This is a genomic window from Moheibacter sediminis, assembly GCF_900176425.1.
Classification (GTDB): Bacteria; Bacteroidota; Bacteroidia; order Flavobacteriales; family Weeksellaceae; genus Moheibacter; species Moheibacter sediminis.
Genome location: NZ_FWXS01000003.1, coordinates 219,966 through 233,627, shown reverse-complemented (window position 1 = coordinate 233,627; position 13,662 = coordinate 219,966). Strand labels below are relative to the sequence as shown.

Here is a 13,662-nt window from a genome sequence, read left to right as displayed (position 1 = left end):
AACTACAATAATTTTTTAGTTGAAAAATGATTGAGAATTTAATTTATTGACAGACTTATATTCTTATTTTTGTAAATTAATTTTATTTCAGAATTTATCCGAATGGACGAACCGAAAATGATTTCTCCAAAACCACCGCGTAAAAATGTCTTGAAAACCATTTCCGGCGTTGTTTTTTTAGCATTGGGCATCATTTTATTGATTTCCTTTGTTTCTTATATTTTCCATGGTCACAACGACCAAAGCCAGCTCGCTGATTTTTGGAGCCGAGAAGTCGTTGCTGAAAATGTTTTAGGAAAGCTTGGTGCTTATTTAGGTGAGCTTTTCATCTACCATGGAGTAGGTATAACTGCCGTTTTCTTACCCATATTTTTTATTTTGTTGGGAATTAAAATTTTGTTCAAATTCAAACAGATAAAACCTTTCAAACTACTTTATAATTGTTTGTTTTTTTTGATTTGGACACCAATATTTTTAGGATTTGTTTCAAAAATCGGAATTCTTCATGGTGTAATGGGATTTGAGATAAATGACTACATGAACACATTTATCGGAAAAATCGGAATGGGAATTTTATTAGGAATGAGTTTGATTCTTTACATGGTCATTAATTGGAGAATCACCCCAGAAAAACTGGCAAGTTCTGTTCAAAGAAAATCCAAAGGATTGGATGAAGATGATGAAAATTTAGAACCTGAAATCAAAACGGAAAAACAAACAGAAGCTTCTATTTCTGAAATTCCAAAACCGAAAAAAATAACCCCTGATCCAATTGAAGAACTTTCTTTGGATAATTTGAATCCGAAAACTGAATTGATTATCACTGATTTTCCGGAAGAAAAAAAAACAATCTCTCCGAGCAATGAATTGATTATAGAAAATATTTCCACAAAGGATGAAGATGATCTAGAATTAACTGTGGAAAAAATTAAACAAGAAGATACGGTTGAGAAAATTTCTGCAAATCTTGTAGAAAAACATGGTGAATACGATCCGACTTTGGATTTGCCTGGATTTAAATTTCCGCCTTTGGATTTGTTGAGAAAATATGATTCCGGTGAAAATGTAACCATCAATCAACAAGAATTAGAACGAAACAAAAACCGTATCATCGAAACACTTGCCAATTATGGCATTGGAATTTCTCAGATAAAAGCAACCATTGGCCCTACAGTAACTTTGTATGAAATCGTTCCGGAAGCAGGTGTAAGAATTTCAAAAATTAAAAATTTAGAAGACGATATCGCTTTAAGTTTAAGTGCATTGGGGATTCGAATTATCGCACCGATTCCAGGAAAAGGAACGATTGGAATTGAGGTTCCAAACAGTCATCCGACGATGGTGTCAATGCGTTCTGTGATTGCTTCTCAGAAATTTCAAACTGCAAAAATGGAATTGCCGATTGCTTTTGGAAAAACCATTTCCAACGAAACTTTTGTTGCCGATTTGGCAAAAATGCCTCACTTATTGATGGCGGGTGCGACAGGACAAGGAAAATCAGTTGGATTGAATGCGATTATCACTTCATTGTTGTACAAAAAACATCCTTCCGAATTGAAATTTGTGATGGTCGATCCGAAGAAAGTGGAATTGACGCTTTATTCAAAAATCGAACGTCATTATTTAGCAAAACTCCCTGATTCTGATGATGCAATTATAACGGATAACAAAAAGGTAATCAACACATTGAATTCACTTTGTATTGAAATGGATGACCGATATGAATTACTCAAAAATGCTTACGTTAGAAACTTAAAAGAATACAACGAGAAATTCAAACAAAGAAAATTAAATCCTGAAAATGGTCATAGATATTTGCCTTACATCGTTTTGATCGTCGATGAATTTGCGGATTTAATCATGACTGCCGGAAAAGAAGTTGAAATGCCGATTGCACGTTTGGCACAGTTGGCGCGTGCCGTTGGAATTCACTTGATTATCGCAACACAAAGACCTTCCGTTAACGTAATTACGGGAACCATCAAGGCCAATTTCCCTGCGCGTGTAGCATTTAGGGTAACTTCAAAAATTGATTCACGTACAATTTTGGATTCTTCGGGAGCTGATCAATTGATTGGAAAAGGAGATATGCTTTTCACGACCGGAAATGAATTAGTGCGTTTGCAATGTGCGTTTGTAGATACGCCTGAAGTGGATGAAATTACCGAATACATCGGTTCACAAAAGGGTTATCCAGACGCGTTTTTATTGCCTGAATATGTCGGTGAAGATGGCGGAAGCGCTATGGATATTGATTTGAATGACCGCGACAGTTTGTTTGATGATGCCGCCAGAATTGTCGTAATGTCACAGCAAGGTTCGGCCTCACTTTTGCAAAGAAAATTAAAGTTAGGTTACAACCGTGCAGGGAGGCTTATCGATCAATTGGAAGCAGCTGGAATTGTAGGTCCGTTTGAAGGCAGTAAAGCCCGTCAGGTGCTGATTATGGATGACATGAGTTTGGAACAGTTGTTGAATAATTTGAATCAAAATTAAATCTAATGATCAAGTACATATTTTTCACGGTGATTTTATTGTCACTTTCCATTTCTGCAAATGCTCAAAATGCTAAAGAATTGCTGGATCAGGTGAGTAATTCTTACTCAAAAATCCCAACTTATTACATCAAATTTGAAGTAAAAGAAAGCGGAAATTCCAAAGGCGAAATTGGTGAAGTTTATGCTTCAAAAGAAAAATATAATCTGAATGTGATGGGAATCAATCAGATTTATGACGGGAAAACTTTGTACACCATTTCAAAGGAAGATAAAGAAGTTACTGTTTCCATACCTACAAAAGACAGCGACGATCTTTTGACGCCTGTTAAAATTCTGGGGATGTACAAAACGGGTTACAAATATGAATTGGAAAAAACCAGCACCATTGACGGAAATAAAATTCAATTTATCAAATTAACGCCAACAGGAAATTCTGATGTAAAATCTATTTCCGTAGGAATTAATACAAACAATAAAACCCTTTACCAATACAAGGAAACCAATAAAAATGGAGGTACTAGAACCATCACTGTGAAAGATTATTTAGAAAATTTAATTATTCCGAAACCTTTGTTTAAATTTGATAAGTCAAAATATGAAAGCGACGGCTACATTGTAACCCAGATTTAAATGATCAAAAAGCTTGATTGGTACACGGTTAAAACGTTTTTAGGACCATTTTTTTTTATTTTCAGTATCTTATTTTTCATCTTCATCGTGCAGTTTGCATGGCAGGAAATGGAAAAGTTTGCAGGAAAAGGATTGAGTTGGCTTACCATCGGTGAACTGTTGATTTATTTGGGAATCAACGTTATCCAGCTTGTTTTACCGTTAACCATTTTGTTGGGCTCCATCATGACTTTTGGTGGATTGGGCGAGCGCTATGAATTGGCTGCCATGAAGGCTTCTGGAATTTCTCTTGCAAGAATTCTGACTCCTCTTTTTACTGTTGTTTCCTTGATGGCAATCGGACTTTATTTTTTTGGAGACCACGTTATGCCGTATTCACAAAGGAAAGCAAAGAATTTAGCTTACAATATTGTCAAGGCCAATCCTACTTTACAATTGGTGGAAGGTGCATTCATTGAAAACATTCCCGGATTCAGCATGAAAATTAACAAAGTTTCCGGTGAAAATCAAGATATTTTAGCAGATGTTTTCATTCATAAAACCGGAAAATTTGATGATGACAAACAAACCATTATTTCAAAAAAAGGAACATTAACCCGTGACAAGGAAGACATTCGTCTTTTGAAAATGGAGCTTTTTGACGGACATATTTATGTGGATGAAATAAAAGGCAAAGGCGCACAGGAAAGAAAAAATCAACCCAATCAATCCATCAAATTTGATACGATGAATCTATACATCGACATCTCTGAAATTTTGCAAAAAGCAATGGATGAAGAAAATATTACAGACCATTACCGATTTCTCAATGCTTCAAAATTGAACCGAAGAATTGATTCCATGACCAAAGATTATGCAAAATATTACGACCAAGTTTTCAAAGGAAACTATGCTAAAAATGTTTATGGATGGGATAAGTTGAAGGAAATCAAATTATCTGCAAAGGATTCTTTACCTAAAAAAATAGAAGATTTAAAACCTGAAAAGAAAACCCAATTACTGAACGAATCCATTGCCTCAGTGGAAAGAGAAATGGAAAGTTATAAATGGCAGGGAGAAGAAATTCGTACTAAAACAAAAATTCAGGCGAAACAAAAGCTGCATTATCACAGAAATTTCTCGTATGCTTTTACCTGCATCATTTTCTTTTTGATTGGCGCTCCGTTAGGTGCAATTGTAAAAAAGGGGGGAATCGGGATGCCGGTTGTGATTTCGATTGTCATATTTGTTCTGTATTATATCATCAATTTTTCTTCTGAAAACATGACCAAAAATGGCATTATAGACCCTACCTTTGCTGCATGGTCTGCAAACCTGATATTTTTCCCTTTTGCTATGGTGCTGTTTTACAAGGCAAATAATGATTCGGGATTATTTAACTTAGGAAATTATTTAGATCCGGTAGTTAAATTCTTTTCAAGGTTCAGACGCAAACAAAAAAATACCGAACATAGTCGTTATCAATGATGGAAACAATGTTAGAAACAATCCGCCTAAACACCATATCTGAAGCTCTAAAAGACATTCAAGAAGGAAAAGTAATCATCGTTGTCGATGACGAAGACCGCGAAAATGAAGGCGATTTCATAGCCGCTGCCGAAAAAGTTACACCCGAAATGGTCAACTTCATGGCGACACATGGACGAGGGTTGATCTGTACACCGCTTACAATTGAACGTTGTCAGGAATTGGATCTGCATTTGATGGTTACGAACAATACCGTTTTACACGAAACCCAATTTACTGTTTCGGTTGATTACAAAGGAAAAGGAAATACCACCGGAATTTCTGCGAAAGACAGAGCGAACACAATAGAATCGTTGGTGGATCCACATACAAAAGCGTCTGATTTAGGGCGACCGGGACACATTTTCCCTTTGCAAGCCAAAACTGGCGGAGTTTTGAGGAGAGCAGGACATACGGAAGCTGCGGTTGATTTGGCAAGATTGGCTGGATTTAAACCTGCCGGAATTTTGGTTGAAATCTTAAATGAAGACGGTTCCATGGCACGTTTGCCACAACTTTTCAAGATTGCTGAAAAATTTGATTTGAAAATAATTTCGATTCAGGATTTGATTGCTTACCGTTTGCAACATGATTCATTGATTGAAAGAATTGACGAATTTCCGGTGCAAACTGCTTTCGGTGATTTCCAGATGACTTCTTACAAACAAACAACTAATAATCAAATCCACTTTGCTTTGACAAAAGGAAAATGGACTGAAAATGAGGTAATTCCGTTGAGAGTGATTTCTTCGAATAGTTATTACGATTTGTTTTCTGCGTTACAATTTGGGGAAACACCTTTGGTTCAAAAAACTACTGAGATCATCAATGACTTTGGAAAAGGAGCAATTATTTTCATCAATAATGTTTCCGATTCTGATTTGTTGTTGAGCAAAATGAATCAGTTCAAACAGTATTTAGAAGGAACTGCTGCGACAGGAATCATTCCAAATGACATGAAAGATTATGGAATCGGAGCGCAAATCATTAAAGATTTAGGCATCAAGAACATCAATCTCATTACAAGAAACCCAAATGCAAAACAATCTGTAGGCGGTTTTGATATTGAAATTGTTGAATATACCGAACTATAAAGTTTTCTTCAAAACCATCGTTAGAAACTTTCGGCTGACAATTTCTCCTGATTTCGATTGAATTTCTTCTGTTTGATTTTCGATTTTTTCAAGATTGAAATTTGAATGTTCAATTAATTTTTGGACATCTTCGATGCTGTATAAATTAAATCCGAATTTTGTAAAAGGAAGTTTCTCCATAAAATCTTTTTCAGCAAAAGTCAAACAGAAAATTCCATTTGGTTTTGTAGTTCTGTAAATTTCATTGATAAATTCAATTGGATTTGACCAGAAATAAAGCGTGTTTACTGTAAAAATTTTATCAAAAGAATTATCAGCTTCGGAAAAAATATCTCCGTCGTACAACTTGAATTCTATAGAATTATTTTGAATTAAATTTTGGTTTAATTTCTTTGCTTCAATGTTCATCAATTCCGAAATATCATAACCCGTATATTGAATTTCGATTGCTTTCTCGAAAATTAATTTCAAATGGCCGCAATTTCCATGACCGATTTCCAAAATAGAATCTCCATTTTTAATTTCTAAATTATCGATGGAATGAATGGTCATTTTGATATTATTTCTGTCCATCATTTCCGCCACTTCTACTCCTTTTTTCCCAGATGGATTGCCCAATTGCTCCGCAAGCCCTTTCAATTCTTGTTCATTCATATTTCAAAATTAAAACAAAGATAATTGTTCTCCCTTTTTTCCGTTGAAAAGATGTGTTGCTAATTCTTCACGTTTGGGCTTGTCCGCAAAATATTTCTGTCTTCCGATTCTAAATGTTGAATGAATCATTTCCGCAATATTCCCTTCGCCTTTGTTTCTTTTCATTGCCAATCTTTCACCGAGTTTTCCTCCATGCATAGATTTGATCTGGTTCAAAACTTTCTCTGCTCTGTCAGGATAATGTTCATGAATCCAAGAGGAAAAAACCGGCTCTACCGTATCATTTAATCTGACCAATGTGTAACCGAAATTATAAGCTCCCAACTCTGAAACTTTTTTTAAAACAGGAAGAATTTCCATGCTGTTGAGTCCGGGAATGATGGGTGCAACCATCGGAAAAACCGGAATTCCATTTTGAACCAAGGTTTCAATTGTTTTTAATTTTTGTGGAATTGATGAAGTGCGTGGTTCTAACTTTTTTCTCAAATCTTCATTGATGGTGGGAATGCTAATCGCAACATTGACCAGGTTCTTTTCCGCAAGCTTTTTCAAAATGTCTAAATCACGTAGAATTAAAGCATTTTTGGTGATAATTCCCACCGGATGGCGGTAATCCAGACAAACATTTAAAACCTTGCGTGTAATTTCTAATTTTCGTTCTACAGGCTGGTAGCAATCTGTATTTCCGGAAAGCATAAATTCCCTTGCTTGATATCCTCTTTTTTGAAATAATTTTTCTAATAATTGAGGCGCAGATTTTTTGACTAAAATTTTGCGTTCGAAATCTATTCCTGCACTGTATCCCCAATACTCATGCGTAGGCCGTGCATAGCAATAAGCACAACCGTGCTCACAGCCTTGGTATGGATTCATGGAAAACTCCAAAGGTTGTCCTTTTCTTCGGACATCATTCATGATGGTTTTTGGGAAAACTTCTATGATTTCTGTTTTGGCGATAGATTCCTCTATTTCTCCTTCTTCTGTCAGTAAGTTATCTTCATAAATGGTGCGTTCATAAGCATTTCGATTGAAATGATTGTGAACGTTTTCTATTGCTCCCTGTCCTTTTGTAATTTTTGATTCCACACTCAAATTTACGAAGTGATAACGTCAAAATATGTCGGTGTTGATAAGTTGAAAAGTTAAAATTTATAACGTTGACTGCGTCAGGGATGTTTAGTGGCGCGACTGAAAGGAGCGGTCTGAAATGGCAATGAAAGACCGGAGCGAAGCATAGACCGAAGCAGCCCGCCCGGGCGCCCAAAAAAAATCCCGCTGAGGTTGTCAACGGGATTTGTATTGGATTAAAATAATTTTTAATAGTGCCACATATCGGCTTCAGACTGAAGAATGCTCTCGCGGATGCGGTCGTGCTCTTCTAACTGACCTTTAGAGTTTCTTGGAATGTAATCCTCAATCGGTCTGATTCCATACATGGTTTGAGCTTTGTAGATGACTGAAGAGAAACGTCTTGCATTCAACAAATCATCAAACGTAATACTGGACGAAGAGTTATTTGGATTGAAAACATTGTAATTGTTCAATGTTTTACGCGCACTTGGGTACCAAATCCAGAATAATTCCACATATTGTCCGTCATCAAACTCAGTACCTAAAGTCTGTGCGTCTGGCCCCATGATACAAAGTCCTAAAAGACGATATTTCATTTCTCCTAAACGACGGTCTATGTACCAAATTCCTTTGATTTTTACCATTTTGATGTCTTGAGAATCCATTTCGAAGTTAAAAATAGCACCTTCATCAGGAGTTTCTCCAGCTTCGACCATATCGTAATAAAATTGTTGCGTATCAACATTTACCATACGATCTCTGATTTGTTGATAAGTCATCTTATTTTGAAAGTACTCATCATCATAAACTTCTGCAATTTCTCCGCTTTCCACTCCTTTTGCCAAAGCATCGAATAGAGTAGCTGATTCTGTCAATAATCCGTCAGAAGAACGGTAGTAAGGCTGATTGAGACGCTCGTTCAAATCGATAACTTCCCAAACGACTTTTGACCAAATGACTTCTTTGTCCTCGATGTAACCATAAGGCAAAGGTTCTGCCAAGGTACTAACTGTATCTCCTGCTTCGGTAACCTTTGTTTTATTCGCTCTCTGCTCCCTTAATTCTTCAGGTGAAATCGCGTTTAAAACATTCTGGGCATAGCCCAAAGATGCCACCAAACTCATTATTCCGAAAAAAAGACACTTCATGATGATTGATATTTATTAATTTTTATTGTACTTCAATTGTTACCGGTGATGCTTCACCAGAAATAGATCCTGAGCTATATTTGATATCGAAAACAAATACGGCATCACCTTTTCTTGCTTTGCTCAATACTCCAGATGCAGCAGACATTTTGTTTCCTGTTACAGAAGCTGTAGGCTGACCAGGAACTTTTACTTTGAATGAGTTTACATTCGCAGTTAAGTCGAACAAGAAGTCTGGCCAGTCAACACGAACTGTTTGTGCTGCCAATCCATTTGCTGGAACTGTAATACTTGTTTTGTTCAAGATGTTACCTCTTGCAGGTGGAACTGGTTTGATTCTAAATTCTTTTTTACCTGAAACAGTTTTACCTGAGGAAGTTTTAGCTGAAGCAGTAAATGTTACTGTTCCGCTACCTGCTGCAGGCTTAAAGTTGTATTTACCGTTAGATCCACTCAATCCTCCTACTGATGCTGTCAATGAAATTGCTCCTTCCGCACCATTTACTGTAGCTGAAATCGGGTTATCTAATCCACGGTAAACAACATTCATCTTATCAGCTGTAATGATAGCTCCACTTGGTGGTTCTGGAATTGTTTCAGCAACTACTTCATATTGTTGGGTAAAAGGCATTGATACATCTTTTCCATTCGCTTTATAACTCATAGTACCAGAAATAGTTTTCATACCTGAACCAGTTGGAGTGATATTAAATACTGCTTTACCGTCTTTTAGTGTCACGTTTTGACCGCCTACAGATACAGATCCTTGAAGAGTATTGTCAAATGCACCAAAAGCAATGCTTGCTTCAACTGGTTTTCCAGCTCTCATAATTGGTGGAACCATTACGATAGGTTGGAATGCTTTTAACTCAATTTCATCCTCCAATTTGTTAGACAATAAAGTTCTAACCAAGTTACCCTCTTCTGTGCGAATATCTGATTGTAATTTCGTTAAGTTAGCCAATCCTGCAATCAAAGGTTGTCCATAGAATAAACTGTTTAACCAAGATTTTTTTCCTCTGTCTGAAGTGTTGAAAATTTGTTCAACACGTTTTTTGTCACGATCAGAATCAGCATAAGCCGTAGCCATAAAAGTTTTGAAATTATCAACTGCTGATTTTAAACCTTCCGCTTCCGGTTTCGGTTTGTCATCAGAAATAAATAACAAATTAGTAACTGCATCTACATTAGATAAAGAAGCATAATTTGTTTCATGCTCTTCAGTTGCTCCAATTGCAGGCAATTGATATGCCTGAGTTTGCATAATTTTATTTTTCAATGCATCTATAGCATTAAACGCTTTATCTGCTTCAGCTTTTACCTGGTCAGCCTTTCCTTGGATAGCCGCATAATCAGGATCTTCACTTGCTTTTTTTACAATTTGATCGTAAAATGTCGTATTATTTTCATCAGTCAATTTTGATGATTCATTCAAAGTGACTGTTATATCTTCAAAAGATCTCAACACCTGACGATCTACCTGCATTGCCATCATTGCGATGAAAATCAGGTACATCAGGTTGATCATCTTCTGACGTGGTGACTGTTTGCCTTGTGCCATTTTTATTTAATAAGTAGAATGTTAAACATTAATTTCATTTTGAGTTAATTGAATTCTTAACTTCCTTTCATTGCAGATAACATTCCGCCGTAAACTTTGTTCAAGCTGTTGATGCTTGCAGACAAAGCTTCCATTTCCTGTTGGAATTTCTGAGAACCTCCCGCAGATGCCTCCATTTCTGAAATGAATTGTTTGTTTAATTCTACTTGTTTTTGTCCGCTTTCTAATTGTACCTGGTACAAAGCATTTAATGACTCCATGTGATTTGCAGCCAATGCTAATTGGTCTCCATACTGTTGTGTAGCTGCTGCTGCGCTTGTAGTTTTATTGATTTCATTAACAGCCGTTCCGAAGTTATCGATACCTGCACGTAATCTTTCCATCAAAGAAGCGTCTAATTTTGCATCAGCCAACATTTTGTCTAATTTTTGAGAAAGAGACATGTTGTCTGACTCCTCAACCACTTTGGCAGTTTTTCTTGCTACTGGAGAACCATCAGCTAATTCCGGATATGCTTTTTCCCATTGGTAATCACCTGTTGGTTTGTCAAAAGCAAATACAACGAAAATCAATGCTTCCACAACCAATCCAATTGCAAGGATGATAGATCCATCGATTCCTAATGGTGAATAGTGGTTAATTTTACATAATGCTCCGATAATTACTACTGCAGCCCCTAAACTATAAACCATGTTTAGTATAACGTCCTTTTTGCTCGCTTTTGTTGCCATAATTCTAAAAATAAATTTGTGTTAATTAAAAATTTATAAAATAATTGTTTTGATTTGTTTTCTTATTCTTATCGTTTCTTCTTGAATTTGATTTTTGCTCCTTCAGGGAAAGATTGTACGGTACGGAATCCAATGAAACTTCTCGCTGAATCTTTGTGTTCCCAGTCACGTGCGCTTACCATCAATAAATATCCTACGTCTTTCCAAGAACCACCTCTAACAGATTTGTTTTCGCTGTGTTCTCTCATGATTGAAGGGTTTAATGATGATGTCGTCTGATAGAATGCTTTGTCATAAGGAGAACTTGTCCACTCTGCCACATTTCCTGCCATGTCATACAATCCGTATCCGTTTGCATGGAAAGTTTTTACAGGAGCTGTGTACATGTAACCTTTTCCTTGGTCTTCGATATAATCACCTCTTTTTGGTTTGAAGTTTGCCAAATAACATCCTCTGTCATCTGTCAAATAAGGACCTCCCCAAGGGTATGGTGCATCTTGTAAACCACCGCGGGCAGCATATTCCCATTCGATCTCAGTTGGTAATCTGTAGTCGATTACTTTATTTGAAACACCATTCTTTTTCTTTTTAGTTGAAAGATAGTCGTTTTGTTTTTTTGTTTTGTATGCACAGAAAGCCATTGCCTGATCCCAGCTTACTCCTACTACAGGATAGTCTGAATACGCCTGATGCCAGAAATAGTTTTGGTGCAACGGATCATTGTGTGAATAGTTAAAATCTCTTACCCAAACTGTAGTATCAGGATAGATACTTACTTCTTCCTCGTGTCTGTAATCGATTCTGTAAGAATCTGAATTTCCTTTTTCTTTGGCGGCACCTTCCTGATCCACCCAAATGTATTTGTATTTCAGTTTACGAACATCAATCAATCTTTCTCCGTTGAACCTTTCTTCAGGTGGATAATACATGCTCTCCATTACTTCCACGTAATCAATGTCAGGGTATTCATATTTATTCCAAGCCAAGTCAACGTTCCAGTTTAATTTTCTTTGATCAGCAGGCACACCCGTTCCGCCATCGCGACCTGTAGCATTTTGCTTCAACCATTCATCATAAGGAGTTGATTCTCCGTCTTCCGAACCTGAAACATATTGATATGCTGCAATTCCTGTAGCATCCCTGCCACCGCCTCCATTTGTAGGATCAAATCCTAATTCAGCAGCTTTCTCAGCCAACATCGTTCTTGCGATAGAATCACGTACATAACTTACGAATACTTGATATTCTGAATTCGTCGTTTCAGTATCGTCCATATAGAATCCTGAAACGGACACTGTTCTTACCGGTGCATCATTTTCAAATGTAAAATCATAATCAGTTTGTCCCAATACAAATGACCCGCTCGGAATGGGAACCATTCCCTTAGGGCGTTGCGGGGTCCAACCAGACGATTTCTGTCCTACGATCTGACCGTCGTCTTTCCCTTTCCTACCCTTCTTCAACATATTACAAGAAGAGAGTGTGAAAGACAAAATGATTACTGCTACCAATGCTTTATTCATCCTCAATTTTTTTTAAGCGTGTAAATCTATTATAATTTTACGATTCACCAAAAATAATTTCCTTTGGCTTTTAGCTAACGAACAAAAAATGATATTATTGTTACTTTAATATAATTTTTTGTACGATTTCCACCAGCGTTCCGGTATTTTTCCTTCAAGTGAATTTTCATAGTCCTTTTTTGAACAAGGAACTATCTGACTGCCTTCTTCTTCGGCATCATTCATATCCTTGAGTTCCAGCCACCACTGCTCCGTTTTTAAATTGTGGTAAAATGTCAAATCCTGTTCAGGAATTTGTACATAAAATTTTTCAAAATCATCAGATTCCCTAAAATCCGAATCTTGTGGGGCATGGTTTTTTCCTTCAATAAAATACCAGAGAATTTCAGACAACAACAAATCGTCTGATTCTATGTTTTTCGCTTTGTAGTTATAAACGCCAAAGGACTGTACTTTATTGTTGATGCCCGCGTACCTGGAAAGCGAACATATTTCCCTAGAATTGAATCCGTTCGGAGACAATTTAATTCCAGATTGAAAATCAGAGAATTGCATCGATTCTAAATTCAAAACAACCATGTCAGAATTCCGTAATTCTGGCTCTGATTCGTTGATATTTTCAATTAATTTCCCTAATCTTTTCACATCAAAATTCAGATGTTCCATCAAATCCAATTCCTCTTGTGCGACAAAATATGTCTGGTGACCAAGATGTGTATATTCGAATAAATTATGTGGCGGTTCGGCAATGATTTTGCTCAAATAATTTGAAAAAGACAAATCTTCTTTTTCATTTCCCAATCGAAATCGATTGTCAACACAGGTCAAGTTCACATTTAATTTTACAGAATCAAATGCTCTGAATTGCGAATAAGCCAAATTAGAAGTTCCACCCAAAACAATTACTATCGATTTGCTGCGCAAAATTTCTTCCTGGATTTTTTGCAGTGCGAAATAAGTATCTTCCTTCGTTGAGCCGGGCTCCAAATCACCCAAATCATAAATCGGCAAATGCCAATCTCCTTTTTTTAATTGATAAAATTCTTTTCGGAATGTATCAAATTCCAATTCGGAATTGAATTCAGATTCTCCACCACGTGTTTCTTTGACTCCCAAAATCACCAAACCATTGGAAGCTATTTCGTTGTCAAAATTTATATTTCTACCGATTGAAAAATCATCGAGCGTCGTTGCAAACCCCTGTAATTCGCCCGAAACCGGCGTTAAAAATTCATTCAGCATTTAA

11 protein-coding genes are annotated in these 13,662 nt (G+C 36.5%); 4 read left to right on the top strand and 7 right to left on the bottom strand.

Annotated features, from left to right (window positions below):
• Positions 1 to 102: 102 nt before the first annotated feature.
• From B8977_RS06160 to ribB, 4 genes are read left to right on the top strand one after another with little or no spacing between them, the layout of a single operon-like run.
• The gene (locus tag B8977_RS06160) at positions 103 to 2,496 is read left to right on the top strand and encodes an FtsK/SpoIIIE family DNA translocase (protein WP_084016807.1); all 2,394 of its coding nucleotides are present in this window, start codon (positions 103 to 105) and stop codon (positions 2,494 to 2,496) included.
• 5 nt (positions 2,497 to 2,501) lie between these two features.
• Positions 2,502 to 3,128: an outer membrane lipoprotein periplasmic chaperone LolA1 gene (locus B8977_RS06155; protein ID WP_143736356.1), complete on the top strand. Its 627-nt coding sequence runs from the start codon at positions 2,502 to 2,504 to the stop codon at positions 3,126 to 3,128.
• A complete protein-coding gene (locus tag B8977_RS06150) occupies positions 3,129 to 4,595 on the top strand; it encodes an LptF/LptG family permease (protein WP_084016806.1) in 1,467 nt (488 codons plus the stop codon).
• A gap of 8 nt (positions 4,596 to 4,603) precedes the next feature.
• Positions 4,604 to 5,728, top strand: coding sequence for a 3,4-dihydroxy-2-butanone-4-phosphate synthase (ribB, locus tag B8977_RS06145; RefSeq protein ID WP_143736354.1), 1,125 nt, complete (start codon positions 4,604 to 4,606; stop codon positions 5,726 to 5,728).
• On the opposite strand, the gene B8977_RS06140 is transcribed toward ribB, so the two are convergent.
• The 7 genes from B8977_RS06140 to B8977_RS06110 form a co-directional block, all read right to left on the bottom strand.
• On the bottom strand, positions 5,723 to 6,382 hold the full coding sequence (locus tag B8977_RS06140; RefSeq protein WP_084016804.1) for a class I SAM-dependent methyltransferase: 660 nt from the start codon (positions 6,380 to 6,382) through the stop codon (positions 5,723 to 5,725). The two genes, ribB and B8977_RS06140, sit on opposite strands and share 6 nt — an antisense overlap.
• Before the next feature lie 9 nt (positions 6,383 to 6,391).
• Entirely contained in the window at positions 6,392 to 7,468 is a 1,077-nt protein-coding gene (locus B8977_RS06135; protein ID WP_394334468.1) for a PA0069 family radical SAM protein, read from the bottom strand.
• 230 nt (positions 7,469 to 7,698) lie between these two features.
• Complete coding sequence (gene porN, locus B8977_RS06130; RefSeq protein WP_084016802.1) at positions 7,699 to 8,601, bottom strand: type IX secretion system ring subunit PorN/GldN; 903 nt, start codon at positions 8,599 to 8,601, stop codon at positions 7,699 to 7,701.
• Positions 8,602 to 8,623: 22 nt separating this feature from the next.
• A complete protein-coding gene (gene porM / locus B8977_RS06125; RefSeq protein ID WP_084016801.1) occupies positions 8,624 to 10,162 on the bottom strand; it encodes a type IX secretion system motor protein PorM/GldM in 1,539 nt (512 codons plus the stop codon).
• A 56-nt stretch (positions 10,163 to 10,218) separates the two neighbouring features.
• Entirely contained in the window at positions 10,219 to 10,893 is a 675-nt protein-coding gene (porL, locus tag B8977_RS06120) for a type IX secretion system motor protein PorL/GldL (protein WP_084016800.1), read from the bottom strand.
• A 68-nt stretch (positions 10,894 to 10,961) separates the two neighbouring features.
• Positions 10,962 to 12,416, bottom strand: coding sequence for a T9SS ring complex lipoprotein PorK/GldK (gene porK / locus B8977_RS06115; protein WP_084016799.1), 1,455 nt, complete (start codon positions 12,414 to 12,416; stop codon positions 10,962 to 10,964).
• Between the two features lie 105 nt (positions 12,417 to 12,521).
• Positions 12,522 to 13,658, bottom strand: a complete 1,137-nt coding sequence (locus B8977_RS06110; protein WP_084016798.1) for a formimidoylglutamase — start codon at positions 13,656 to 13,658, stop codon at positions 12,522 to 12,524.
• Between the last annotated feature and the right edge of the window lie 4 nt (positions 13,659 to 13,662).

Coding starts and splice junctions, on each gene's coding strand:
- B8977_RS06160 (WP_084016807.1), top strand. CDS start 103: ATGGACGAACCGAAAATGATTTCTCCAAAACCACCGCGTAAAAATGTC.
- B8977_RS06155 (WP_143736356.1), top strand. CDS start 2,502: ATGATCAAGTACATATTTTTCACGGTGATTTTATTGTCACTTTCCATT.
- B8977_RS06150 (WP_084016806.1), top strand. CDS start 3,129: ATGATCAAAAAGCTTGATTGGTACACGGTTAAAACGTTTTTAGGACCA.
- ribB (WP_143736354.1), top strand. CDS start 4,604: ATGTTAGAAACAATCCGCCTAAACACCATATCTGAAGCTCTAAAAGAC.
- B8977_RS06140 (WP_084016804.1), bottom strand. CDS start 6,382: ATGAATGAACAAGAATTGAAAGGGCTTGCGGAGCAATTGGGCAATCCA.
- porN (WP_084016802.1), bottom strand. CDS start 8,601: ATGAAGTGTCTTTTTTTCGGAATAATGAGTTTGGTGGCATCTTTGGGC.
- porM (WP_084016801.1), bottom strand. CDS start 10,162: ATGGCACAAGGCAAACAGTCACCACGTCAGAAGATGATCAACCTGATG.
- porL (WP_084016800.1), bottom strand. CDS start 10,893: ATGGCAACAAAAGCGAGCAAAAAGGACGTTATACTAAACATGGTTTAT.
- porK (WP_084016799.1), bottom strand. CDS start 12,416: ATGAATAAAGCATTGGTAGCAGTAATCATTTTGTCTTTCACACTCTCT.
- B8977_RS06110 (WP_084016798.1), bottom strand. CDS start 13,658: ATGCTGAATGAATTTTTAACGCCGGTTTCGGGCGAATTACAGGGGTTT.